Origin of the sequence: Spirillospora sp. NBC_01491, from assembly GCF_036227065.1 — a bacterium.
GTDB classification, from domain to species: domain Bacteria; phylum Actinomycetota; class Actinomycetes; order Streptosporangiales; family Streptosporangiaceae; genus Spirillospora; species Spirillospora xylanilytica.
The window spans coordinates 6272102-6296158 of record NZ_CP109432.1 but is presented as its reverse complement, the minus strand read 5'-3'; the positions used below and the strand labels follow the sequence as shown (position 1 = coordinate 6296158).

Genomic DNA, 24057 nt, shown 5'->3' with positions numbered 1-24057 from the left:
ACGGGTAAAGGAGAGCAGGTCAGGAGAACAGGAACTTCCCGCAGTTGGGCCACTGCCCCTGCCAGCGCCCGTTCACCTTGTTGTAGAGGAGCTGCGCCCGGTAGGTCTGCTCGCCCGCGCTGGCGTCGGACGGCCTGCCGCTGCCGCCGACCGAGGCCCAGGACGGCATCGAGAACTGGTAGAGCCCGTAGTACCCGGCGCTGTTGACGGCCTTCGGATTGTTGTGCGACTCACAGTTGGCCAGGCCCGGCCAGTTGAGCCGGGCCGCCGACCCGCCGCCGCCCGACTGCGGCCCCACCGCCAGGATCCGCGCCACCGGCTTCCGCTTGACCTGCTCCGACAGCACGATCGTGACCTTCTTGCCGCGCCGCTTGGCATAGGCCGTCTGGACGATCTTGATGCCGTCCTTGCCCTTGCGCAGCTCCTTCTCACTCCACGGCGGCACCTTGGAGCTCTTCTTCTTGACCGTCGGAGCGGGCGTCCGCACCTTCTTGGTGACCGGGGCCGACAGCAGCCGCACCACCTTGATCAGCTCACCCGACGGCGCGGTGCGCGCGGGCTTGACCAGGTCGTGCTTCCCGAGCTTCACCTTCGCCTGCTCGAGGACCTCCTGGACGGTGGTGCCCGTGGTCATCGCCTCGGTGCGCTTCTTGTCGACGACGATGACCACCTTGCGCGGCGCCGGCGCGCTGGTCCGCGGAGCGTCCGCGACGGGGGCGGTGCCCTGCGGCTTCGCCGCGCCGCCACCGCCTCCTCCGCCGCAGCCGGCCGCCAGCAGCGCCGCGGCGAGCGGCAAGGCGAGGGTCGTGAGGGGTCGGCGCACCATGTCCTCCTGGGCCGGCCGGGCGCGGGGGAATGCCCGGTTAACCTGCCAGACAATAAAGCCAGGCACCCCTCGCCCGCCACTGCACCACCGAAGTCCACATGGACCACCGACGCGTTCCATGACCGCGCCCGGTCAGCAACACCATGAACCGGCCGCTCAGTGAGAGAACCGGAATCCCCCAGAGTGGCGCCCGCGCTTTAGGCCGAGCCTCCGCCTGCATCTTCGCCATCGAGGGCGGAATTTTCCTCTCACTGCGGTCTTTCAAGTGTCGATTGGTCGCCACTATGGACGGCGACTTACCCCTTACCCATATCGACATGAGAAGACCCGACTGGGCCGTCGACTGAGACTCGACTGCGGGCGGTGCGCATCTTCGGGTCAGCGCCGGCCGGGGTCACTTGGCTGGGGTTGCCGCGACCGCAGGGGAAGCACAACCGTCCATCCGGTTCACCCACATCTGATCCGACAAAACACCCTCACCTCGTGACGAGCGTCGGACAATCGAGGTATGCGAGGCAATAGTGCACGGTAGCGAGAAACATTGAGGTGATCTAGCAATGGTCGCCGACATCACCGTACAAGTTGGGAGTCCGGAACCGGCTACGGGATCTGACCGACACCGCGCTGGTGGAGATGGCCGCGGCAGCGCGGGGGCAGGTGTCCTGATCCGGGCCCGCGGACTCGCCGCGGTCGCTCAGGTGCTGGGGTTCCTGGGCTGACGATGTAACCACGGGGCCGGTGCCGGACCTATAGAGACGAACGCAGAAACGATCTCGGGTTGGAGCTCTATTGGCGCGATCTCGTGGGTGATGAAGCCGATCGGTTCACGGCGTTGTTCCGGCGGCATCACGGGCAGGTGCTGGCATACGTGCTCCGCCGGACGGGCGAGGCGCAGGCGGAGGACGTGGTGGCAGAGACATTCACGGCAGCGTGGCGCCACATCGACCGCCTGCCGAATGATCCCCTCCCCTGGCTCTACCGGACGGCGCGCAACCGCCTGAGCAACGACCGCCGGTCGGTGCGTCGCCGGGAACGCCTGGCGGACCGCCTGGCAGCGCACCACCGGGCCGAGCCCGACCACGCGCCGGGCGTGGTCGAGGAGGTACGGCTGAGGGCCGCGCTGTGGCGGCTGCCACCGGGAGAGCGCGAGGCACTGATGCTGATCGGCTGGGAGGGACTGGACCATCGCACGGCCGCGTACGTGGCCGGGTGTTCGGCCTCGGCCTTCAAAGTACGCGTGCACCGCGCCCGCAAGCGGCTGGCCGGTCTGCTCGCCAACGACAACACGCCCGTGGGGAGGGCCACCCGATGAACGACCTGGACGCCCTGCTGGCCGCCGCCAACCCGGTGGCCGCCGCCGACCTGCCCCACGGCCCGCGGCAGGAGGCGCTGCTGCGGAGCATCATCGACGAACCGGCCCGCCCGTCTCCTGCGCGAATCCGCACCCGGCTCCGGTGGACGCTTCCGGCCATCGCCGCGGCGATGGCCATCACGGCGGTGCTGTGGCACGTACTGGTGCCCCAGAGCATCCCCGAACAGCGATACGTCACTTCCGGGCCCGCGCACAGGGTTCTGCTGGTGGCGGCCGAGCGCGCCGACCAGACCGGGACCAAGCGGTTCTGGCACGACAAAGGCGAGGTCGGTCAGCTCCTCCGCCGTGACCACGATGGACACCGGTACACGCTGCTGGTCACCTTTCCCACCGAGACCTGGGTCCCGCGCGACCCGATCGACGGCGACAGCGTGCACGCCTCAGACCTTGGAAAGGTACGGATCCAGCCGGTCAGCGCGGCCGACGCCGAGGCGTACCGCAAGGACGGCTCGCCCGGACCGGACGAGAACCCCCGCGCCGGCATCACCGTCCCGGATCCGCCGGACGGCCCGGACCTGGCCGGCGACAGGATCTTCGAGGGGGATCGCGCACGCCTGCCCGCAGATCCGGCCGAGCTCAGGATGACGATGCTGACCTGGATCCGCGACCATGGCGGTCTGCCGGCGCATCCCGACGCGTGGTTGTTCCGCGAGGCCACCAAGCTGCTCGACTCCCCGGGGCGGACTCCGTCCCCGACGGTACGCGGCGCGCTGTACCGCATGCTCGCCGGTCTGCCCGGCGTCCGGAACCTGGGCACGGTCCGTGACCCGCTCGGCCGGCCCTCGGTCGGTGTCGTCCTGCGCGAGCGCACCCCCGCGCTCGGCACCATCGACTGGCAGTTCCTGTTCAGCCCGTCCAGCGACTTCGTGATGGCCACCCGCGCCGTCGTCGTGCGGCCGGGCGCCACGAACCGCGAGCTTCCCGCGGGCGCCACGCAGTACCTCACCGTGAAGCAGACCGCCGGCTGGACCGACCGGCCCCCGAAGCACCGGCTGCCGGGCGCGCGGCGTTGACCGAGCCGTGGATCGCACTGTCCGGGCGGTGCGGCCGGGCATAATGCGACGATGCATCCCGGAGAGCCACAGACGCCACAGTGGGCCTTGCTGGTCGAGGAGATGAAGAGCCGGAACGCCGCCTGGTACGTGTCCCTGGTGCAGCCGGTCGGTCACGATCTCGCCCAGGCTCGGGCGGCGGCCCGGCACCTCGCACTCACCCACCGGCCCCGGCTGGGCGGATCCAAGAAGCAGCGCGACGTCTTCCAGGTGGGAGAGGACGTCTGGATCATCGCCTACTCGGGGTCGATCCTGGTCGCCGGCTCGGCCTACTTCAAGGTGAGCGTCGTCCGGCACGTGGCGTCCGAGCCCGGGTAGCCGGTCGGGCGCGTCCGGTGTCGGGTCACCAGGGGCCGAAGGTGCGCTCCCCGGTGGCGGCGATGGCGGTGCACAGGTCGGCCAGGTCGACCTGTTTGACCTCGGCCATCAGGCGGAGGGTGTGCGGGATCAGGTAGGAGGCGTTGGGCTTGCCCCGGTTGGGGACGGGGGCGAGGAAGGGGGCGTCGGTCTCGACCAGGATCTGGTCGAGCGGGGCCACCTCGAGGGCGTCGCGGAGCGGCTGGGCGTTCTTGAAGGTGACGTTGCCGGCGAAGCTCATCACGTAACCGCGGTCGGCGCAGACGCGGGCCATCCCGGCGTCGCCGGAGAAGCAGTGGAAGACGACCCGGTCGGGGGCGCCCTCCTCGGCGAGGACGCGCAGCACGTCGTCGTGGGCCTCGCGGTCGTGGATGACCAGGGCCTTGCCGGTGCGCTTGGCGATGTCGATGTGGCCGCGGAACGAGCGGTGCTGGTCGGCCTTGGGCGCCCAGTCGCGGTAGTAGTCCAGGCCGGTCTCGCCCACGGCGCGGACCTTGGGCAGGGCGGCGAGGTCGGCGATGTCGTCGAGGACCGCGTCGGTGATGCCGGTGGTGTCGTTGGGGTGCATCGCGACGGCGGCGTAGACCGCGTCGAACTCCTCGGCCAGTTCGGTGCCGAGGCGGGAGGTCGGCAGGTCGACGCCGATCGTGACGACGCGGGTGATGCCGACCGCCTTCGCGGACGCGAGCTGCTCCGACACCGGGACCTCGACCAGGTCGAGGTGGCAGTGACTGTCGAAGACGTCGACGGGCAGCCGTTCGGGCAGCGGCGGGAACGCCTTGCCCGCCATGCCGTCCTCGGTCACGGCTGCTCCAGCCGGGCCAGCTCGTCGTCGGCGACGGACGGGTCGAGCTTGGTGAACAGCGGCGTCGGCTTGGCGAGCGGGACGCCGGGCTTGATCGGGGTGGACTCCCAGCGGGCCGCGGTGGCGTAGTCGCCGGTGAGGATCGGGTAGTCGGGGCCGCCCTCCTCGGAAACGATCTCCAAGCGCGGCATCCCGCTCCACTCGCCCTCGCCGCCCAGGAGCTCGTACACCTTCTGGGACGAGTTGGGCAGGAACGGGGTGAGCAGCGACTTGGCGTCGTCCACTACCTGAAGGGCGGTGTGGAGGATCGACTGGACCCGGTCGGGGTCGTCCTTGAGCTTCCAGGGCGCCTGGTCGGACAGGTACTTGTTGGCGTCGCGGACGACGTCGAGGGCCTCGGTGATCGCGTTCTTGAAGCGGGACCGCTCCAGCTCGGCGCCGACGGCCCCGAACGCCTTCTGGCTGCGGTGCATGAGCGCGCGGTCGGCGTCGGTGAGGTCGCCGGCCTCGGGGATGGCGCCGTAGTTCTTGGCGGCCATGTTGACCGAGCGGTTGACCAGGTTGCCCCAGGCGGCCACCAGCTCGTCGTTGTTGCGGCGGACGAACTCCGACCAGGTGAAGTCGGTGTCCTGGTTCTCCGGGCCGGCGACCGCGACGTAGTAGCGCAGCGCGTCGACGTCGTAGCGGTCGAGGAAGTCCTTGACGTAGATCACGACCTGGCGGGACGAGGAGAACTTCTTGCCCTCCATCGTCAGGAACTCCGAGGAGACGACCTCGGTGGGCACGTTCAGCCCGCCGAGGGAGCCGGGCTGCCCGCCCCGGTCGCCCTGGCCGTTGTAGCCGAGCAGCATCGCCGGCCAGATCTCGGCGTGGAAGACGATGTTGTCCTTGCCCATGAAGTAGTACGACAGCGCCTCGGGGTCCTGCCACCAGGCGCGCCACGCCTCGGGGTCGCCGGAGCGGCGGGCCCACTCGACGGAGGCGGAGAAGTAGCCGACGACGGCGTCGAACCAGACGTACAGCTTCTTGGCGGCGTTGTCGCGCCAGCCGTCCAGCGGGATCGGCACGCCCCAGTCGAGGTCGCGGCTGATCGCGCGGGGCTGCATGTCGCCCAGCAGGTTGAGCGCGAACTTCAGCACGTTGGGCCGCCACTGGCCCTGCTTGCCGCGCAGGTAGCGGCCGAGGACCTCGGTGAACGCGGGCAGGTCGAGCATGAAGTGCTCGGTCTCCACGAACTTGGGCGTCTCGCCGTTGATCCGGCTGACCGGGTTGATCAGCTCGATCGGGTCGAGCTGGTTGCCGCAGTTGTCGCACTGGTCGCCGCGGGCGCCGTCGTAGCCGCAGATCGGGCAGGTGCCCTCGATGTAGCGGTCGGGCAGGGTGCGGCCGGTGGACGGGGAGATCGCGCCCATCGTGGTCTTGGGGAAGATGTACCCGTTGTCGTACAGGCCCTTGAACAGCTCCTGGACGATCGCGTAGTGGTTGCCGGTCGTGCTGCGGGTGAACAGGTCGTAGGACATGCCGAGCCCAAGCAGGTCTTCGGCGATCACCCGGTTGTAGCGGTCGGCCAGCGCGCGGGCGGTGACGCCCTCCTTGTCGGCCTGCACCTGGATCGGGGTGCCGTGCTCGTCGGTGCCGCTGACCATCAGGACCTGGTTGCCCGCCATCCGCTGGTACCGGCTGAACATGTCGGCGGGCAGCGCGAACCCGGAGACGTGGCCGATGTGGCGGGGCCCGTTGGCGTACGGCCAGGCGGGTGCGGTCAGGATGTGTCGGCTGGGCGAGGACATGGCCCAAGCCTAGCCGCGTCCACGGCGCGGGCAGCACCAATGGCGAGCCTGGCGGGCGGGCTCCCTGGAAGGTTGCTGGAGATCGGGGACAGGGCTCATCGGCGGCTCGGCGACGCGAGTAGCCTGGTCCGATCCCCCTCAGCGTCGCCGGCCCGGCTGGGCACGGCGGCCCGGGGGATTCCACCAGGCACTCCAGCGAAGGCTGAAACCAGGCATGGCCCAGTCCACGGCCCCCGAGCGGGCCGTCAAGGAAACCCTCCCTGCGGCGCGGCGGAGCCGGTGGCTCGGGACGCGCGGGCCCCGGCGGGTGGTGTGGCTGTCGGCGCTGGTGGCGGCGTGCACGGTGCTGGCGCAGTGGGTGGTCATGACGCCGCCGCTGTACTTCGACCCGTACTACGTGTGGCTCGGGGCCCGCGACTGGCCGGACGTGCCGCTGGCGGCGTGGCCGTTCAACGAGGTTCCGCACCAGGTCACGCGGATCGGGCTGGTGCTGCCGGCGCGGCTGGTGCAGGAGGTCCTCGGCGCGGGCCAGGCGTCCTACTTCGTGATCGCGGCGGCCGGCGGCTGCCTGTTCTTCGTCGGCTGCTACCTGGTCGTCCGGTCCCTGTTCGGGGACGTGGCGGGGGTGGCGGCGGCGCTGCTGCTGCTGGTGCACCCGTTCTTCACCCTGACCAACCCCTTCGGCCACGAGATCACCTGGTCGATGGGGGTGATGCTGCCGGACATGCCGGGCGCCGGGCTGTTCGCGTTCGGGATGGCGGCGCTGATCGTGGCGAGCCGCCGGGCCGGACGGGTCCAGACGCGGTGGCTGCTGGCGGCGGGGGTGCTGCTCGGGTCCTCGTTCCTGGTCCGGGAGTTCCTGGCGTTCCTCTTCCTGGCGATTCCGGCCTATCTGGCGCTGCTGCGGATCCCGTGGCGCAAGAACGTGATCGTCGGGGCGCCGATGGTGGCGGTGCTGGCGGCCAACCTGATCCACAACGCGGTCGTGTGGGGCGACCCGCTGGCCGGGCTGCTGTCCGCGGCCGAGCACGGCGGCCAGTCCCGCGACTACGTGACGCGCGATCTGGCGCTGCGCTCGTTCCTGCGGGCGATGCACGACTGGCACCCGCTCGGGACGATCTTCACGGTGGCGCTGGCGCTGACCGCGGTGGGCTGGCTGGTCACCCGCGACCGGCGGCTCGCGCTGTGCCTGGTGTGGTTCCTGATGCTGGCGGTACCGCTGACCGTGCTGTCGGGGGTGCTCGACCCCAACGACATCTCGCTGCGGGCGTGGCTGCCGCGCTACTGGTTCGCGGTGTTCCCGCCGCTGCTGGCGGGCGGTTTCGGCTCGGTGGCGCTGATGGCGCGGAGGCTGCCCGCCGGGTTCGTGGCGCGGTTCCGCGTCCGGACGGTCGTGGCGCCCCTCCTGGCGGTCGCCCTGGGTGGGACGTACGTGGTGGCGGCGGTGCGGGCCGTCCCCGATCTGCCGCGCGACACGGCGTGGAGCGAGCTGCGGGTCTGGCTGAAGGGGCCGGGACGGGACGTCCGGCTGATCTGCGCCGACCGGCGGCTCGCCCAGACGCTGACGTTCTACACCCGTTCGGTGTGGGGCGACCCGGTGTGGCGGGGCGAGGTCAAGGACTTCCGGCACGATCTCGGCTCGGTGCCGCCGGAGGCGCAGGTGGGGCCGATGCTCTACACCCGCTGGCGCGGCCAGGAGTCGCAGATCGGTGGCGGCTGGCGGCCCGACCCGAACGCCGGCTGGCGGCTGATGTGGCGTTCCTCGGACGGCGTCCTGCAAATGTGGAACCCGCCGCCCGCCGAGCACTGAGCGAGGCGGCGGCCCGGCCGGGCAGGCAGGCGGGTCGGCAGGTCAGCGGGTCAGCGGGTCAGCGGGTCCAGGCGACCCAGTCGCCCTGGATGGTCCGGCGGGTGTCGGCGACCTTCCAGCCCGCGGGGGCGCCGCCCCGCCAGGTCTGCTCCGGGGGGACGTCCTTGGGCCACGAGAGGATCACCAGGTCGGCCTTGGCGGGCGGGGCGTGGTAGCGGGCGTCGAAGACCTCGGCGTCGCTCCACCAGGCCCAGTAGTAGTGCGACAGCCGGACCGGCCACGGGATGTTCCAGTCGAGCGCCAGGTCGTGCCGTTCCCGCAGGTCGGAGACCCCGGTGAGCTCGGTGTAGGCGCTGAAGTCGCGGACGAGCGGCTGCGCGATCCGCGCCGTCGCGGTGCCGATCATGACCAGGTTGACCGTGACGAGCGTCCCGGCGAGCAGCGCGGGGCCGCGCCGGGGTAGCCGGGTCGCGATCAGGGCGAGGCCGAGCAGGACGAGCCCGGCGAGGGTGGCGTGCCAGAGCCGGAACGCCTGCCAGTCCCAGGTCAGGAACGATGTTTCGGGGAAGTCGTAGGGCGTGAAGGTGTACCGGCTGAGCCGGTCGCCCGCGTACCACTGCACGATGCACGCGGTGACGGTCGTCAGGGCCACCGCGGCGCCCGCCGCCCAGAGGAGCGTGCGCCGCGACGCGCGCAGCAGGACGGCGGCGCCCACAGCGAACAGGACCGGCGTGATGCACGCCAGGTAGCGGCCGTAGACGTAGTTGCCGATGCGGCGCTCGTCCGGGAGTGCCCCGGAGGTGGCGAACGCGATGCCCGTCACGACCGCCAGGACGGCGAGGGCCAGGACGCGCAGCCGCAGGTTCGTGTCCCTCCGGACGGCCATGACGGCGACGGTGACCAGGCCCACGGCGGCCAGTCCCCCGGTCGAGACGGCCTGGTACCAGACCTGGCCGGTGCCCAGGGAGAGCATCCAGCCCCAGCCGTCGCCGGACGTGAGGCGCCGGATCAGGTTGCCGCTGAGATCGTTGTCCCCGCCCGGGTAAAGATGCGGCAGGAGCCAGTGGTTCAGCAGGGCGCCCGCGCCCGCCGCCACCGCCAGCGTGGCCGCCGCGGCGGCCGTCACCCGCCATGGCCGCCAGCGGAGCGCGGCGGCGACGAGCAGCAGCCCGGCGTGCACGATGAGCACGATGACGCCCCGCGTGTGCGAGGCGTAGGCGTAGGCGGCCAGGAAGGCGGCACCCGCCGCGTAGGCCGTCACGCGGGCGGTGGACGCCTTGGCGGTCAGCCAGGAGTGCGACAGCAGCAGCCAGGCCAGCACCACCACGGGGAGCACGGCGTCGGTCAGCGCGAACCCGGCGTAGAACACCGTGCCGGGGAGCAGCGCGGTCACGTTCGCGAAGAGGAACGCCCGGCGCCGGGTCACCTGGAGGCGGCGCAGCAGCACGTACGCCAGCGGCAGCATCAGCGCGCTGATCAGCGCGTTGATGACCAGGGCGACGCGGTAGGCGCTCACCGGGTCGTCGGCGATCCAGAACGCCGGGGTCAGCAGCAGCGCGTAGCCGCCCCGGTAGACCGTGCCGTAGGACATGTCGGCGTCGGGCCCGCCGGTCAGCACCCGCGCGGCGAACAGGTATCCGGCCTCGTCCGGGGTGGCCACCGGCATGATCTGCCCGATGTCGAACCAGAGCCGGACCGCGACCTGGACCAGCCAGGCCAGCAGGAACGCCAGGCCCCAGCGCCGCCGCCGGACCACCGCCCGGCCGTGGCCGGGATCGGCGGGCCGGACGGGCGTGCGGGCGACGGTGCGCGGCGCTGCCTCGGTGCTCATCGCCGCCCGCGACGTCCGGCAGCGGCGGTCAGAGGTGGAAGATCCATGGGCGAATCAGCCTGTCACAGTCCGGATGAGCCGTCGGTCGCTGCTCTGAAACACTCAGCAAGTTCTCGGAAATCACCACAAAACGCCGGACCCCCCGGGAGTCCTTCCCCAGGGGGTCCGTCGGCACTCGTCCGGAGATCGGTGCTCAGCGCTCGGCCTTGGGGTCCCGGGCGGAGCCCTCATCGCCCTCGCCGCCGGCAGCCACGGCCTCGGCGGTGGCCTTCGGGCCCTCGGGCCCGCCCTCGTCACCGGTGGCGTCGCCCTCGGCGGCGTCGGCCTTCCCGGGCTCGGCGGCCTTCTCCGCCTCGGCCTCGGCGGCCTTGCGCTCGACGGCGACCTTGCGCGCGGCGGCGTCGACGACGTCGGCGGCCTCGTCGGTCGGGTCGGTGAGCGGCGGGTGCTGGCGGCGGCGGATGCCGAGGATGCTGACGAACAGCGAGGCGAAGATCGCCTGGAAGCTCATCACCAGCGCGGTCGCGGCCGGGACGACGATGCGCAGCGAGTGCCGCGGGTCGAGCTCGCCGAAGCTGTTGACCCGCCAGTGCAGCAGTGAGGCGACCATGCCGGCCAGGCCGGCCACCGCGAGCAGCCCGCCGAGCAGCAGGCCGCGCTCCAGGCTCCACCAGTCGATCACCTTCTGCACCCGGCGGTCGTGCGGGAGGAAGCCCTCCTGGATCGCGTACACCTTGGTGAGCAGGGCGAACAGCACCGCCTGGAAGCCGATCACCAGGGCCGCGGAGGCACCGACCAGGGTGTCGACGTCGAAGGCGATCTCGCCGACCGTGACCGGGCCGGTGGACAGCGCGATCCCCGCGAGCAGCCCGAGCGTCATGAAGATCAGGCCCGGGATCAGGAACAGCCACCGGGGGCTGAAGAGCATGAGGAAGCGCAGGTGGCGCCAGCCGTCGCGCCAGGTGTTGAGGTGCGGCGAGCGGGTCCGGCCGTCCGGCGACAGCGTGGTCGGGACCTCGCGGATGTCGTACTTCTGGAGGGTGGCCTTGACCACCATCTCGCTGGCGAACTCCATGCCGCCGGTCTGGAGCCCGAGCCGCAGGATCGACTCTTTGTTGAAGGCGCGCAGCCCGCAGTGGAAGTCGCCGGCCTTGCTGCCGAAGAACAGCCGGCCCACGAAGCTCAGCACCGGGTTGCCCAGGTAGCGGTGCAGCGGCGGCATGGCGCCGGGCGCGATGCCGCCCTTGAACCGGTTGCCCATCACCAGGTCGGCGCCGTCGCGCAGCTCGTCGAGGAACGGGCCGAGCGTGGCGAAGTCGTAGGAGTCGTCGGCGTCGCCCATCGCCACGTACCGGCCGCGGGCGGAGCGGATGCCGCCCATGAGGGCGTTGCCGTAGCCCTTGTCGACCACCGGCACGACCCGCGCGCCGGCGTCCCTGGCCAGCTGCTGGCTGCCGTCGGTGCTGCCGTTGTCGGCGATGACCACCTCGCCGTCGATGCCCTTGTCCTCGAAGAAGCCGATGGTCTTTCGAACACAGGTCTCGACCGTTTCGGCCTCGTTCAGACATGGCATCACTACGGAGAGTTCCACGCGATCTCCTTCGTTACCCCTGGTGACCGTCTGCGGTGCTTTCCACTAATCTCTTCTAGCGCTCCACCGCGCGGCCCGTCATCGTTCATGGTGCCCGCCGGGAACGGACGGTGACCATGATGCCCGCCGGGAACGGGGGATGCGCACCGCTCTCGACAAGAACAGCCGTATCGTGTTGCGGACTTGCAACCTGAAGACCCTCTCCGCCACGGCCGCGGGCGGCAGGCTAGGTCGACAAGCATACGGGCACCGCGGCCCGGAAAGGTTGGGTCCGCTTTGACGCGCGCCGGAGACCGCAATGCCACCGATCCGGGGGCCGGAAACCGAAGGGAAGGTGCGGTAGTGGCGGGCGATGCGCCGCACGGCACCGAGTTCGACGACGCCGTTGAGAACGGGCCCGCGGGCACCTCGGCCGGGGGCTCCGCCGGGGCCGCGACCGGGGACTCCGGGCTGAACAGCCCGGCCACCGGGACGATCACGGCAAAGTCCGCATCGGACGACACGACGGGCGACACGCCCGGCGGCGCGGACGGCGGGACCGACGACGGGACCGGCCTCGGCAGCTCAGACGACACGCCCGGCGGCGCGGTGTCCGACACGTCCCGTGCGGCGGGCCCGGCCGAACCGGCCGAGGGCTCCGGCCGGCAGGGACGCACGGCCGGGCTGTGGGTGCTGGTGCGCCGAAACCCGATCTTCAGTGTGATCCTCGTCATAGCGGCACTGCTGCGGGCGATCGCGATGATCGGCTACCAGCCGGCGATGTTCTTCAACGACAGCTTCGACTACCTGCACGTGGCGATGAAGCCGTACCCGCACCCGCTGCGGCCCGACGGGTACTCGTTCCTGCTGCTGATCCTCAAGCCGCTGCACAGCTTCGCGCTGGTGACCGCCGTCCAGCACCTCATGGGCCTGGCGATGGGCGTGATGATCTACGCGCTGCTGCGGCGGCGGCTCCGGCTCCCCGGCTGGGGCGCCGCGCTCGCAGCGGCGCCGGTGCTGCTGGACGCCTACCAGATCCAGCTCGAGCACCTGATCCTGTCCGACACCATGTTCACCTTCCTGGTGATGTCGGCGATCACGCTGCTGCTCTGGCGCGACCAGCCGTCCTGGAAGATCTCCGCGGCGGTCGGCCTGATCATCGGGATGTCCTGGCTGACCCGGTCGGTGGGCCTGCCGGTGCTGGTCGGCGTGCTGGTCTACCTGCTGATCCGGCGGGCCGGCTGGCGGACGCTGGCGGTCACCCTGGCCGCCTGCATGCTGCCGGTGGTGGCCTACATGGGCTGGTACAAGGTGGACAGCGACAAGTTCGCGATCACCGAGAGCAACGGGATCTTCCTGTACGCGCGGGTCTACAAGTTCGCCGACTGCCACAAGATCGACCCGCCGGTGCAGGAGATGGCACTGTGCACCGAGCCGCAGAACCGGCTGCCCAACTCCCAGGACGGCATCTGGAACGCGGCCTCGCCACTCAACCGCTACGCCGGCAAGCGGTTCAGCCCGGAGGCCAACGCGCTCGGCAACGACTTCGCCAAGCGGGCGATCCTCGGCCAGCCGGACGACTACCTGCGGGTCGTCGCGCACGACTTCTTCAAGGTCTTCCGGTGGGACCGGACGGTCTTCCCCGACAAGGCCACCTACAGCCAGTACGAGTTCGGCGCCACCAGCAACCCGCTGCCCGAGTGGCGGATGGACGCCGACTCGACCGCCGCCGGTGAGGCCGCCGCCTACGAGGGGGGCCGCGCCCGCACCAAGATCATCGAACCGTTCGGCGGGATCATCCGCGGCTACCAGGACCACTTCTTCCTGCGCGGCACCATGCTGGGGCTGATCCTGCTGGTCGGGCTGGCCGGGCTCGTCCCGCTGTGGCGGCGCTTCGGCGGCATCGCGTTCGTCCCGTGGACGCTCGCGACGGGGCTGCTGCTGGCGCCGGCCGCGACGGCCGAGTTCGACTACCGGTACGTACTGCCCGCCGTACCGCTGGCCTCCCTCGCCGCGGGGATGACCTTCTCGCCGGAGGCCCGCACGCGGCTCGCCGCGATGCTCCGCCTGCGCCGCCGCCCCTCGGGCGCGGCACTGCTCCCGGACGCTCCCGGCGGCGCCGACGCGACCGGCGGGGCGGGGGTGCCCGCGCAGGACGGCGGAACCGTCGAGGTCGGTGAAGGGGAAGCCGGCGTGACCGGCGGCGCTCAGGAGGACAAGGTCCCGGAGATCGCCGCCGGCTGACCGGTGCCGTCGCCGGGCGCTCCCGGCGACGGCACCGCCACCGGTACTACCAGGCGTGCAGCCGGCGAAGCCGGAACACCAGTTCCAGGTCGTCGGCCCGCTGGGCGTGCGGCGCGTCGACGTGCACGGTCCACGGGGCCGAGTACGCCTTGACGTTGTTGCTCTCGCAGCCGGGGCAGGGGTGATCGCTCCAGGGGTTCATGCACCGGTGGCCGTCATGCTCGTACACGATGCCCTCTTCGTGATGCCCCCCGCCGATGTGCTGGACCTCGAACTCCTCGTTCCAGGTCGTGAAGCAGCACAGGCACTCGTAAACCCAGCTCTCGTGGCTCGACCATGCATCGCGCACGGCTACCACCTCCTCGGTGACCGCCACTCTTCGCGCTCGGAGCTCCATAGTCGCCCCATACGCGCTACTACGGGGGGTTGTTCCCGTAAAGATTGAGTTGGGTGAGGTGACTATCTCCGCGCGGTGACGACGGCGTCGTACACGACCCGTTTCGGCAGCCCGTTCGCCTTGGCGACCTCGCCGATGGCCTGCTTGCGGGGCGTCCCGGCGTCCTCCCTCGCGGCGACGGCGGCGACCAGGTCGGCGGGTTCGGACAGGCCCTCCGGCTCGGGGGCGCCGCCGACCACGAGCGTGATCTCCCCGCGCACGCCGTCCGCGGCCCAGCCGGCCAGCTCACCGAGGGGGCCGCGGACGACCTCCTCGTAGGTCTTGGTCAGCTCGCGGCAGACCGCGGCGGGCCGGGCCGCGCCGAACGCCTCGGCCATCGCGCCGAGGGTGGCGGCCAGCCGGTGCGGCGCCTCGAAGAACACCATCGTGCGCGGCTCGGCGGCCAGCGCGTCCAGCCGCCGGGACCGCTCGCCGGGCTTGCGCGGCGGGAACCCCTCGAAGCAGAACCGGTCGGTCGGCAGCCCCGAGACCACCAGCGCCGTCGTCACCGCGGACGGGCCGGGCAGCACGGTGACCGGCACGCCCTCGGCGACGGCCGCGCGGACCAGCCGGTAGCCCGGGTCCGACACCCCGGGGAGCCCGGCGTCGGTGATCACCAGCACGTCCCGTCCGGCCAGCAGGTCGGCGAGCAGCTCGGCGGCGCGGGCCCGCTCGTTCTGGTCGAAGTAGGACACCACCCGGCCGCGCACCTGCACGCCCAGGTCGGCGGCCAGCCGGCGGAGCCGCCGGGTGTCCTCCGCCGCGACGATCGGCGCGGCGGCCAGCGCCGCGCGCAGCCGCGCCGAGGCGTCCTCGGGCCGGCCGATCGGCGCCGCGCCGAGCAGCAGCGTCCCGGGGGCCTCGCCGGACGGGGCCTGGTGAGTCGCTCCGTGGTGGGCCGGTCCGTGGTCGGTTCTGTCGTCCGCTCCGTCGGTCGTCACCCGGCCATTCTCCCGCCACGGCGCGGTGGCGGGACCGCGGGACGCCCGAGCCGTACCGGAACCGACCGTACGATGACGTAATGGCGATGACGGATAACGCCCCGGCGACGGTCCCGGCGGAACGCATGGAGCGCACCCCGCTGCGCGTGTGGCTCGCCCCGCCGATCCCGGGCGGTGCCGCGTGGGGCTGGCTCGGGCCGCTGCTGGTGACCGTGTTCGCCGGGTTCCTGCGGTTCTACCGGCTGGGCGACCCGAAGGCGGTGGTCTTCGACGAGACCTACTACGCCAAGGACGCGCTGGCGCTGCTGAAGTTCGGCTGGGAGCACAACACCGTCAAGGACGCCGACAAGCTGCTCATCGCCGATCCGGACGCGCGGATCTGGGCGGACGGGGCCTCGTTCATCGCGCATCCCCCGATGGGCAAATGGATGATCGCCATCGGTGAGTGGATGTTCGGCGCGACACCGTTCGGGTGGCGGTTCGTGCCGGCGCTGGTCGGCACCCTGTCGGTGCTGATCCTGGCCCGGGTGGCACGCCGGATGACCGGGTCGACACTGCTGGGCTGCGCCGCGGGCCTGCTGCTCGCGCTGGACGGGCTCCAGTTCGTCACCAGCCGCGCCGCGCTGCTCGACATCTTCGTGATGTTCTGGATCCTGGCGGGGTTCGCCTGCCTGGTGAACGACCGGGACCGCTCCAGGCGGCAGCTCGCCGACAAGATCGAGAACGGCGCCCGCAGGTACGGCCTGTACGGTCCGTACGTCCTGCACGGCTGGCGGATCGCGGCGGGCGTCTGCCTCGGCCTCGCCTGCGCGACCAAGTGGACCGGCGTCTTCTACATCGCCGCGTTCGGCCTCATGGTGGTGTGCTGGGACTTCGGCGCCCGCCGGGCCGCCGGGGTCCGCAACCCGCTCGCCGGGGCGCTGACACTGGACGCCGTGCCCGCCTTCTTCCAGCTCGTCGTGGTCGCCGCGATCGCCTACCTGGCGTCCTGGTGGGGCTGGATCTTCCGGCCGGGCGGCTGGGGGCGCGGCGAGGTCTCGTCCAACCCGCTGTGGCGGCCGTTCGAGGCGATGCCGAAGCTGTGGCACTACCACTCCGAGATCCTCAACTTCCACACCGGGCTCGACTCCAAGCACCCCTACCAGTCGTGGCCCTGGGACTGGCCGATCCTGCGCCGGCCGGTGGCGTTCTTCTACAACGAGCCCAAGGGCGCCTGCGACGCCGCGCGATGCTCCCGCGAGATCCTCGGCATCGGCACGCCCGCGCTGTGGTGGGGGGCGCTGATCGCGCTCGTCGCGCTCGTGTTCATCTGGGCGATGGTCCGCGACTGGCGGGCCGGCGCGATCCTGCTGGGCTTCCTGGCCGGATGGCTGACCTGGTTCCCGTCCGCGTTCGCCGACCGCACCATGTTCCTCTTCTACGCCACCCCGATGATCCCGTTCATGGTGCTGGCGATCGTGCTGGTGTTCGGCTACCTGATCGGCCCCGCTCCCAACGCCGCGGGCGCGCACGCGGCCGGCGTGCCCGCGGCGGACCATGGGGCGGTGGGGTACGGCCCGGTGGGTTATGGAGCGGGCGACGGCGCGTTGATGGGGCTGTCGCCCGAGGACGACGACCCGGCCTCCGAGGCTCTGGTGGGGGCCACGGCCTGGCAGCCGCCGGCACCGGGCCCGCCGCCGCCCGCACTGCCCGCGGGCATGCGGCGGGTCGTCGGCGCGGCGGCGGTCGGCGCGTTCATGCTCCTGGTGCTGGCCAACTTCGCCTACTTCTACCCGATCCTGTCCGCCCAGGTGCTGCCGTACGACTCCTGGCACGCCCGGATCTGGCTCAGGACCTGGGTCTGACCCGCACCGCCCGGCCGGGGGCTACTTCTTCAGCATCGACCGCATCGTGGCGATCTCGGTCCGCTGCGTCGTGACGATGGCCTGCGCCAGCGTCTTGGCGGGGCCGTTGGCGCCCTTCGAGAGCTCGTCCCCGGCCATGGTGACCGCGCCCTCGTGATGCTCGATCATCATGGTGAGGAACCGCTCGTCCAGCGCGGCGCCCTTGAGCCCGGAGAACTTCTTCATCTGGGCGTCCGACATCATCCCCGGCATCCCGGCGCCGTGGTCCATGCCGGGCATCTGCCCGCCGGCCGCGGGCCGCTCGCCCGCGCCCCACTGCTTCAGCCAGCCGGTCATGGTCTGGATCTCGGGGGCCTGCGCCCGCTCGATCCGCGCAGCCAGCCGCTTGACCTCGGCGTCGCCGGAGCCGGCGGCGACCACCTTGGACATCTGCACCGCCTGCCGGTGGTGCGGGATCATCATCTGGGCGAACATGACGTCCTGGTCGTTGTGGTCGCCCTTGGCGGCGGTGCCGGCGGACATGCCGCCCATGTCGTGGCCGGGCATGTCGTGGCCCGCAGGCTTGCCGCCCGCCTCGCCGTCGCCGCCACCGCACGCGGCGGCACCGATCAGGACCGTTGCGGCGAGCACCAGAAATCGCTTCTTCACGTTGTCTCTCCTCCTGCTGTGACCTTCGGGCATGCGGACGGGACCGGCGCGCGTCAAACGGACGGCGCACCGGCTCACCGGCCTGTCACAGCCGCAGCACGGAGAGCTGGTAGACGCTGGGCGGTCTGGCCCGGGGCGGGCGCCCGCGTCGCCACCGCAGCACGGACGCGGCGCCGGGACGGGCGGGGATGAGGTGGAGGTCGAGGGCGCGTCCCGCCAGGGCCGCCAGGACGAGGGCGGCGGCGGTCAGCAGCGCGAAGCAGATGGCCCCGGCGATGCAGCCGTTCATGTCCATGCCGAGGCCCATGGGGGCGGCGCCCGCGATGTCCGCGTGGGCGCCCGGGACCGCCGCCGGGACCGCGGCCTGGGCAGCGTCCATGCTCATGGCGGGTGAGCCCTGGTGGGCGGTGTGCGCCATCGGCTGGACGAGGACGGGCTCGGACACGTGGAGCGGCGAGGGGGTGGCGGTGACGCCGTGCATCATGAACAGGCCCGCGAGGAGGAGGCCGAGGCCGAGCAGCATCGGCCACGCGCCGCGTGATACCCCCCGCCCGTTCATCCTCCCAACTCTAGCGCCCGATCTCCCGGGAGTGGGCCGTCCTGGGCGCCGGTTCCGTCCGACGGGCGGGACTCGCCGGACGGGCGGAGGGCGCGCATGCCGAGGAGGCAGACGGCCAGGGCCAGGACGCCGCCGGCCGCGGCCCCGGTGAACGCGCCCGGCACCCCGGCCAGGCTCTGGCCGAGGCCGGAGACGGCCGAGCCGAGCGAGCTGCCCGCGCCGACCGCCGCGACCACCCAGGCGAACGCCTCGGTCACGGTGCCCTGCGGGGCGAGCCGGTCGACCAGCGAGAAGCAGCAGGCCAGCACGGGCGCGAGCATGATGCCGCTGAGGAAGGCCAGCACCAGCATGACGGTCAGGCCGGGCGCCCAGATGAGCGGCAGGTAGCCGGCCGCGAGGGCGGCGAGGAGCCAGGGCAGGCGGTGGTGCGGCCCGCCGGGCCAGGAGCGGGCGCCGTAGACCAGGCCGCCGAGCAGCGCCCCGGCCGACATCGAGGCCAGCAGCAGCCCGGACGCCAGGTCGTCGTCCAGGCGTTCGGCGTAGGCGACCACGGCCACCGCGTACACGCCGAGGGCGATCCCGGTGCCCGCGAGCGCGACGAGCAGCACCCGCAGGCCGGACGAGCGCAGCGGGCCCGCCCAGCCGGCGGTCCGGGGCGCGCCGCGCCAGGTGCGGGACGGCCGGGAGAGGGCGACGACGAGCGTCCCGGCGATGCCGAGCGCGCCGGTGAGCAGGAGCGCGGCCTCGGTGGACAGCGCCGCGGCGGCGACGACGAGCAGCGGCCCGACGGTGAAGAGGATCTCCTGGGCCGCCGCGTCCAGCGCGTAGGCGGCCTGGACCTGGGACGGGCCGGACAGCACCATCGGCCACAGCGCCCGCAGGCCCGCCTCCAGGGGCGGGGTGGCGAACCCGGCGAGGACGACCGCGCCGATCGCGACCGGCAGCGGGCTCGCGCCGGCCCAGGCGAGCAGCGCGAATCCGGCGGCGGACGCGCAGGCGGCCGGGAGCAGCACGCGGGACTGGCCGAGCCGGTCCATCGCGCGGCCGAGGACGGGCTGGCCCGCCGCCATGGACAGGCCGAAGACCGCCGCGAGCGTCCCCGCGAGCGGGTAGCCGCCGCCTCCGGCCCGGACGTGCAGGACGACCGCGAGCATCCCCATCCCGTTGGGAAGCCGGCCGAGCAGGGTTCCGGCGAGGAGCCGTCCGGCGTACCGCGCGCGCAGGAAGTCGGCATAGGCGCGCATTTCAGGCTCCCTGAGACGTCGAAGGCCAGTCATACGTACCACTGGATGAGTCATACGTACCACCTCACCCCCCGGCGGCTCTACCCTGTTTCCGACCCGAAGGCTCGCAGGGAGGCACCCGTGCCGGCGACCAGCCGTCCGACCAGCAGGGACGTGGCACAGGCGGCCGGGGTTTCGCAGTCGACCGTTTCGCTCGTCATGGGCGGCAAGTGGACCGGCCGGGTGTCCCCGGCCACCGCGCGCAGCGTGCGGCGGGCCGCCGCGGAGCTCGGCTACCGGCCCAACCTCGCCGCCCGCAACCTGCGCCTCGGCACCACCCGCACGGTGCTGCTGATGGTCCCGACGCTGACCGCGCCGTTCTTCGGCCCGGTCTACACGGGCGCCGCGCGGGTCGCGGTCCGGCACGGGTTCGGCGTCGTGGTGTACCCGTGGCCCGACGACGCGCGTCCGGCCGACAGCCCGTTCGCGGTGCCGCACGAGGCGATCGACGGGATCCTCGCCTCGTCGATGGCCGTCGCCGCGCTCGACCGGTTCCACGGCACGCCCGCGGTGATGCTCGACAGCGATCCGGAGGGCGCCGCGCCGACCGTCGACTTCGACGTCGCCGGCGGGATGCGGGCGGTCGCCGCGCACCTCGCCGGGCTCGGGCACCGCCGGATCGGCCATGTCGCCGCCGCGGTCGACCAGTGGACGTTCCGGGCCCGGGGCGACGCGCTCGCCGCCGCCGTCGCCGCGCTGCCCGGCGGCGTCCTCACCCGGGCGACCGCGGCGATCGAGGTCGGCTCCGCCAAGGCCGCCGCCGGGCGCCTGCTCGACCGTCCGGCCGCGCCGACCGCGCTGGTCTGCGACGACGACCTGATCGCCGCCGGGGCCTACAAGGCGGCGCTGGCGCGCGGGCTGACGGTGCCGTCCGACCTGTCGGTCACCGGGTTCGACGACGTGCTGCTGGCGACCGCGCTCGAACCGGAGCTGAGCACGGTCCGGCTCCCGGCCGAGGAGCTCGGCGTCCAGGGGATGACCGCCCTCATCGAGCTGCTCGGCGGCGGACGTCCGGCCGCCCGCTCGCTCCCCGCCCGCCTGGTCGTGCGCGGCTCGACCGCGCCGCCCCCCGCCGCGTAGGCCGCGCCGCCCCCGCCGCGTAGGCCGCGCCACACCCGGCCGGGCGGGCCGCGTCGCGTGGGCCGCGCCGGGCAGGTCCGCGCCGAGCGGGTATAAGAGGCCCCATGGCACACGCCCCCACCGAGACCGACCCCGATTCCCACCCCGACAACCGCATCGGCACCCGGCCGCCACGGACCCGGGCCTGGCGGGACGGCCGGGTGGAGGCCGAGGGGTTCGACGTCGCGGACGTGAGCGACCACCTCCAGCGCGAGCGGGTCACCGTGTGGCTGGACCTGTGCGGGCCCGGCCAGCACGATCTGCGGGTGATCAGCGACGAGCTGGGGCTCGACCCGGTCGCAGTGGAGGACGCGGTGTCCTCGCACGAGCGGGCCAAGCTCGACCGCTACAGCGGCTACCTCTTCCTCAACGTCTACGTCCCGGTGGTGATCAACGGCGCGCTGACGATGCACGAGGTCTCGGCGTTCGTCACCGAGCGCGCGCTGGTCACCGTCCGGCAGGACGCGGGCTTCGACGTCGACGCGCTGCTGGAGCGCTGGGACGACATCCCGGCGATCGCGCGCGCCGACGGCACCGGGCCGCTGACGCCGCTGCTGCTGTACGGGCTGCTCGACCTGGTCGTCGACCGGCAGCTCGACGCGGTGCAGGGGCTCGACGACGAGGCCGACGAACTGGAGGAGCTGGTCTTCGACGACCGGTTCCCGGTCCGCGAGATCCAGCGGCGCAGCTTCCGGCTGCGCAAGAACCTGGTCATGCTGCGGCGGGTGGGGCTGCCGATGCGGGAGATCCTCAACACGCTGCTCCGCCGCGACCTGGAGTTCGTCTCCAAGGAGCTGACACCCTACTTCCAGGACGTGTACGACCACGCGCTGCACGTCGGCGAGTGGACCGAGGGCCTGCGCGATCTGGTCGGCAACCTGCTCGACACGCGGATCGCCCTCCAGGGCAACCGGCTGAACGAGGTGATGAAGAAGGTCACGAGCTGGGCCGCCATCATCGCGGTGCCGACCGCCGTCACGGGGTTCTACGGGCAGAACGTCCCGTATCCGGGGTTCAGCCAGGGCTGGGGCTTCTACCTCAGCACGGTCATCATGATCCTTTGCAGCATCGGACTGTACCTCGTCTTCAAAATCCGCGACTGGCTTTGATCGGGGGCGGCGCGCTCATACCCAGCGTCGATATTGATTTGGATATGAAAAGGCATCCAATATCAATATTGGACATCACTCGCGCGGCTCTGCTCTGCTGTTCCGCATGCGCCTAACCAACCCTTCGAGATTCCGGACGATGCTGGGCTCGACCACGCTGGCGGTCGCCACGGCCATCGGCCTCGCCGGATGCGGCACCACCTCCGCTCCGGCCGTCCCGCAGAGCGCCAAGTCCCAGATCACGGTCGACACGTCCCGTCCCGGCGAGGCGCGGGCCGCGCAGGCCACCGTGGAACGCCGGCTCCGCGAACTGGAGAAGTCGTACCAGGGGCGCATCGGCGCGTTCGCCGTCGACACCGGAACCGGCCGCGTCGTCTCCCATCGGGCGGACGAACGGTTCCCGATGCTGTCCACGTTCAAGACGATGGCGGCGTCCGCGGTCCTGCGGAAGGCCCGCGAATCCGACCCCGGCCTGATCAACCGGGTCGTCTACTGGAAGGATTCGGAGGTCGTCGACAATTCCCCGGTGACCAAGGACCACGTGAAGAGCGGCCTCACCATCGCGCAGCTCTGCGAGGCCGCCATCACCCAGAGCGACAACACCGCGGGCAACATGCTGCTGAAGCAGATCGGCGGACCGGCCGGGCTGACCCGGTTCCTCCGCTCGATCAAGGACCCGGTGTCCCGGCTGGACCGCTGGGAGACCGATCTCAACATCTGGAAGCCCGGCCAGCGGGGCGACACCACCACGCCCGGCGCGATGGGGCGGAACCTGCGCGGGACCACCGTGGGGGGCACCCTCACCGCGCCCGACCAGGCCCGGCTGAACGGCTGGCTGCGGGGCAACCTCACCGGCGACGAGCGGATCCGCGCCGGGGTGCCCAAGGGCTGGGTCGTCGGCGACAAGACCGGCACCGCCGGCAACTACGGCGCGGCGAACGACATCGCCGTGGCGTGGCCGCCGTCCGGCGCCCCCGTGATCATCTCCATCTACACCAACCGCGACGCCGCGGCCGGCACGACCGACAACACGGTCATCTCCCGGACCGCGTCCATCCTGGTGTCCGGCCTGGGCAAGACCCGCTGACCGGTCAAGACGCCCCCGGCGGGGCGGGCGCGATCGCGCCCGCCCCGCCTGAACGTGCCCCGCTCCGGCGGTCGACACGGTGGTCATCGACACGGTGGTCATCGACACGGTGGTCATCGACACGGTGGCGCGCGGGCGGCGACGGGCGGGTGATCGCGGTCGTGGTGAGCGTGCAGCTCGCCGCGTCGCTCGGCTACTACGCGGTGATGACGCACGTCGTGGCGCACCTGCGGGACGACGTCGGCCTGCTCGCCGGCACGATCGGGCTGATCCTCGGCGTGCGGATCGCGGTGCAGTACGCGCTGTTCCTGCCGGTCGGCGCGCTCACCGACCTGATCGGCGCCCCCCGCGTCGGGGTGCTCGCCTGCGTGCTGCGGACGGCCGGGTTCGCGCTGCTCGGGACGGCGGGCGGACCGGCCGGGCTGCTCGGCGCCGCGGTCCTGCTGGGGACGGGCGGCGCGCTGTTCCACCCCGCCGCGCAGTCGCTGCTGGCGGGCACCGCCCCGGCCCGCCGCGACCGCGGCTTCGCCGTCTACGTGATCACCGGCCAGATCGCGGCGGTGGCCGGTCCCCCGGTGGGGCTCGCGCTGCTCGCGGCGGGCGGCGACGGCGGCGGCGGGTTCGGGCTGGTGACGGCGGGCGCGGCGGGCACCTGGTCGATCGCGGCGCTGCTGTTCGTCCTGCTGCACCTGGGCGGGGCCACCGCCGCGAGGCCGCCGCGGAACGGCGCGGCGGCCGGGGCGCGCGAGCTCGCCCGGAACGTCGCGGGAGTGCTCCGCGACAGGACGTTCTTCAGGTTCGTGGTGGTGGCCGCACCCACCACGCTGCTCACCGAGCAGACCATGACGGTCGTCCCGCTGAAGGACGTCGGCGCGGGCCTCACCACGGCGTTCCTGTGCCTGTCGGCGGCGGTCGCGGCCTCGATCCAGCCGTGGTGCGCCGCGCGGGGCCGCGCCGGACGGCCCCGCGTGCTGCGGGCCGGGCTGCTGTGCTCGACGGCGGTGTACGTGCTGCTCGCGCTGCTGCCCGGGGCCGGTCCGCCGCTGGCCGCGGGCCTGCTGGCCGCCGCGGTCCTCAACGGGCTGGCGACCGGGGTGTTCCAGCCCTCGGTCTTCCAGTCGATCACCCGGCACGCCCCGGCGGCGCGGATCGGCGCCTACCTCGGGGTCTACTCCTGGTGCTCCGGACTGGTCGTGTTCTCGGGCGGGCTGGGCGTCGGGCACCTCTTCGACGCCGGCCCCGCGGGCGCCGCGACCGCGCTGGCGGCCCTCGCCGCGGTCGCGCTGGCCGCCGCCGTCCGCTGCGGGACGGGACGCGGTCATGCAGATCCGATATCGTCCGCCGGACGATATGAGCCTTGATATCATCCCTGGT

20 protein-coding genes are annotated in these 24057 nt (G+C 72.3%); 10 read left to right on the top strand and 10 right to left on the bottom strand.

Annotated elements, in window-relative coordinates:
• Positions 1–19: 19 nt before the first annotated feature.
• Positions 20–826: a resuscitation-promoting factor gene (locus tag OHA34_RS29285; protein ID WP_285938163.1), complete on the bottom strand. Its 807-nt coding sequence runs from the start codon at positions 824–826 to the stop codon at positions 20–22.
• A 778-nt stretch (positions 827–1604) separates the two neighbouring features.
• Between OHA34_RS29285 and OHA34_RS29280 the strand changes: the two genes are divergently transcribed.
• From OHA34_RS29280 to OHA34_RS29270, 3 genes are read left to right on the top strand one after another with little or no spacing between them, the layout of a single operon-like run.
• Positions 1605–2138, top strand: coding sequence for an RNA polymerase sigma factor (locus tag OHA34_RS29280; protein WP_285938164.1), 534 nt, complete (start codon positions 1605–1607; stop codon positions 2136–2138).
• On the top strand, positions 2135–3211 hold the full coding sequence (locus OHA34_RS29275) for a CU044_5270 family protein (protein ID WP_285938165.1): 1077 nt from the start codon (positions 2135–2137) through the stop codon (positions 3209–3211). Before OHA34_RS29280 ends, OHA34_RS29275 begins: the two co-directional genes overlap by 4 nt.
• A 51-nt stretch (positions 3212–3262) precedes the next feature.
• The gene (locus tag OHA34_RS29270) at positions 3263–3568 is read left to right on the top strand and encodes a hypothetical protein (protein WP_285938166.1); all 306 of its coding nucleotides are present in this window, start codon (positions 3263–3265) and stop codon (positions 3566–3568) included.
• Between the two features lie 25 nt (positions 3569–3593).
• Here the strand turns inward: OHA34_RS29270 and OHA34_RS29265 are convergent, their stop codons facing one another.
• The gene (locus OHA34_RS29265) at positions 3594–4397 is read right to left on the bottom strand and encodes a TatD family hydrolase (RefSeq protein ID WP_285938621.1); all 804 of its coding nucleotides are present in this window, start codon (positions 4395–4397) and stop codon (positions 3594–3596) included.
• A gap of 11 nt (positions 4398–4408) precedes the next feature.
• On the bottom strand, positions 4409–6202 hold the full coding sequence (metG, locus tag OHA34_RS29260; RefSeq protein WP_285938167.1) for a methionine--tRNA ligase: 1794 nt from the start codon (positions 6200–6202) through the stop codon (positions 4409–4411).
• A 214-nt stretch (positions 6203–6416) separates the two neighbouring features.
• On the opposite strand from metG, the gene OHA34_RS29255 reads away from it, so the two are divergent.
• The gene (locus OHA34_RS29255; protein WP_329519531.1) at positions 6417–8012 is read left to right on the top strand and encodes a glycosyltransferase family 39 protein; all 1596 of its coding nucleotides are present in this window, start codon (positions 6417–6419) and stop codon (positions 8010–8012) included.
• 58 nt (positions 8013–8070) lie between these two features.
• On the opposite strand, the gene OHA34_RS29250 is transcribed toward OHA34_RS29255, so the two are convergent.
• Positions 8071–9843, bottom strand: a complete 1773-nt coding sequence (locus OHA34_RS29250; protein ID WP_329519530.1) for a hypothetical protein — start codon at positions 9841–9843, stop codon at positions 8071–8073.
• A 193-nt stretch (positions 9844–10036) separates the two neighbouring features.
• Entirely contained in the window at positions 10037–11434 is a 1398-nt protein-coding gene (locus OHA34_RS29245; RefSeq protein WP_329519529.1) for a glycosyltransferase family 2 protein, read from the bottom strand.
• Between the two features lie 342 nt (positions 11435–11776).
• Here OHA34_RS29245 and OHA34_RS29240 point away from each other — a divergent pair, with 342 nt between their 5' ends.
• Complete coding sequence (locus OHA34_RS29240; protein ID WP_329519528.1) at positions 11777–13657, top strand: hypothetical protein; 1881 nt, start codon at positions 11777–11779, stop codon at positions 13655–13657.
• A gap of 46 nt (positions 13658–13703) precedes the next feature.
• Here OHA34_RS29240 and OHA34_RS29235 read toward each other — a convergent pair whose 3' ends face one another.
• Positions 13704–14006, bottom strand: a complete 303-nt coding sequence (locus OHA34_RS29235; RefSeq protein WP_285938172.1) for a hypothetical protein — start codon at positions 14004–14006, stop codon at positions 13704–13706.
• A 110-nt stretch (positions 14007–14116) separates the two neighbouring features.
• The gene (rsmI, locus tag OHA34_RS29230; protein ID WP_285938622.1) at positions 14117–14938 is read right to left on the bottom strand and encodes a 16S rRNA (cytidine(1402)-2'-O)-methyltransferase; all 822 of its coding nucleotides are present in this window, start codon (positions 14936–14938) and stop codon (positions 14117–14119) included.
• Between the two features lie 176 nt (positions 14939–15114).
• On the opposite strand from rsmI, the gene OHA34_RS29225 reads away from it, so the two are divergent.
• A complete protein-coding gene (locus OHA34_RS29225) occupies positions 15115–16878 on the top strand; it encodes a dolichyl-phosphate-mannose--protein mannosyltransferase (protein WP_329519527.1) in 1764 nt (587 codons plus the stop codon).
• Positions 16879–16899: 21 nt separating this feature from the next.
• Here the strand turns inward: OHA34_RS29225 and OHA34_RS29220 are convergent, their stop codons facing one another.
• From OHA34_RS29220 to OHA34_RS29210, 3 genes are all read right to left on the bottom strand, one after another.
• Entirely contained in the window at positions 16900–17526 is a 627-nt protein-coding gene (locus tag OHA34_RS29220; protein WP_285938175.1) for a DUF305 domain-containing protein, read from the bottom strand.
• An 85-nt stretch (positions 17527–17611) separates the two neighbouring features.
• Complete coding sequence (locus tag OHA34_RS29215; protein ID WP_329519526.1) at positions 17612–18085, bottom strand: hypothetical protein; 474 nt, start codon at positions 18083–18085, stop codon at positions 17612–17614.
• Positions 18082–19329: an MFS transporter gene (locus OHA34_RS29210; RefSeq protein WP_285938177.1), complete on the bottom strand. Its 1248-nt coding sequence runs from the start codon at positions 19327–19329 to the stop codon at positions 18082–18084. Before OHA34_RS29210 ends, OHA34_RS29215 begins: the two co-directional genes overlap by 4 nt.
• A gap of 120 nt (positions 19330–19449) precedes the next feature.
• Between OHA34_RS29210 and OHA34_RS29205 the strand changes: the two genes are divergently transcribed.
• From OHA34_RS29205 to OHA34_RS29190, 4 genes are all read left to right on the top strand, one after another.
• Positions 19450–20448 (top strand): LacI family DNA-binding transcriptional regulator, encoded by a 999-nt coding sequence (locus OHA34_RS29205; protein WP_329519525.1) that lies wholly within the window; start codon positions 19450–19452, stop codon positions 20446–20448.
• Positions 20449–20552: 104 nt separating this feature from the next.
• Entirely contained in the window at positions 20553–21596 is a 1044-nt protein-coding gene (locus OHA34_RS29200) for a magnesium transporter CorA family protein (RefSeq protein WP_329519524.1), read from the top strand.
• Between the two features lie 139 nt (positions 21597–21735).
• The gene (gene bla / locus OHA34_RS29195) at positions 21736–22683 is read left to right on the top strand and encodes a class A beta-lactamase (RefSeq protein ID WP_285938181.1); all 948 of its coding nucleotides are present in this window, start codon (positions 21736–21738) and stop codon (positions 22681–22683) included.
• A 149-nt stretch (positions 22684–22832) separates the two neighbouring features.
• Positions 22833–24044: an MFS transporter gene (locus OHA34_RS29190; protein ID WP_285938183.1), complete on the top strand. Its 1212-nt coding sequence runs from the start codon at positions 22833–22835 to the stop codon at positions 24042–24044.
• Positions 24045–24057: the final 13 nt, after the last annotated feature.

Coding starts and splice junctions, on each gene's coding strand:
- OHA34_RS29210 (WP_285938177.1), bottom strand. CDS start 19,329: ATGCGCGCCTATGCCGACTTCCTGCGCGCGCGGTACGCCGGACGGCTC.
- OHA34_RS29255 (WP_329519531.1), top strand. CDS start 6,417: ATGGCCCAGTCCACGGCCCCCGAGCGGGCCGTCAAGGAAACCCTCCCT.
- OHA34_RS29215 (WP_329519526.1), bottom strand. CDS start 18,085: ATGAACGGGCGGGGGGTATCACGCGGCGCGTGGCCGATGCTGCTCGGC.
- metG (WP_285938167.1), bottom strand. CDS start 6,202: ATGTCCTCGCCCAGCCGACACATCCTGACCGCACCCGCCTGGCCGTAC.
- OHA34_RS29265 (WP_285938621.1), bottom strand. CDS start 4,397: ATGGCGGGCAAGGCGTTCCCGCCGCTGCCCGAACGGCTGCCCGTCGAC.
- bla (WP_285938181.1), top strand. CDS start 21,736: ATGCTGGGCTCGACCACGCTGGCGGTCGCCACGGCCATCGGCCTCGCC.
- OHA34_RS29285 (WP_285938163.1), bottom strand. CDS start 826: ATGGTGCGCCGACCCCTCACGACCCTCGCCTTGCCGCTCGCCGCGGCG.
- OHA34_RS29225 (WP_329519527.1), top strand. CDS start 15,115: ATGGCGATGACGGATAACGCCCCGGCGACGGTCCCGGCGGAACGCATG.
- OHA34_RS29275 (WP_285938165.1), top strand. CDS start 2,135: ATGAACGACCTGGACGCCCTGCTGGCCGCCGCCAACCCGGTGGCCGCC.
- OHA34_RS29200 (WP_329519524.1), top strand. CDS start 20,553: ATGGCACACGCCCCCACCGAGACCGACCCCGATTCCCACCCCGACAAC.
- OHA34_RS29250 (WP_329519530.1), bottom strand. CDS start 9,843: ATGAGCACCGAGGCAGCGCCGCGCACCGTCGCCCGCACGCCCGTCCGG.
- OHA34_RS29270 (WP_285938166.1), top strand. CDS start 3,263: ATGCATCCCGGAGAGCCACAGACGCCACAGTGGGCCTTGCTGGTCGAG.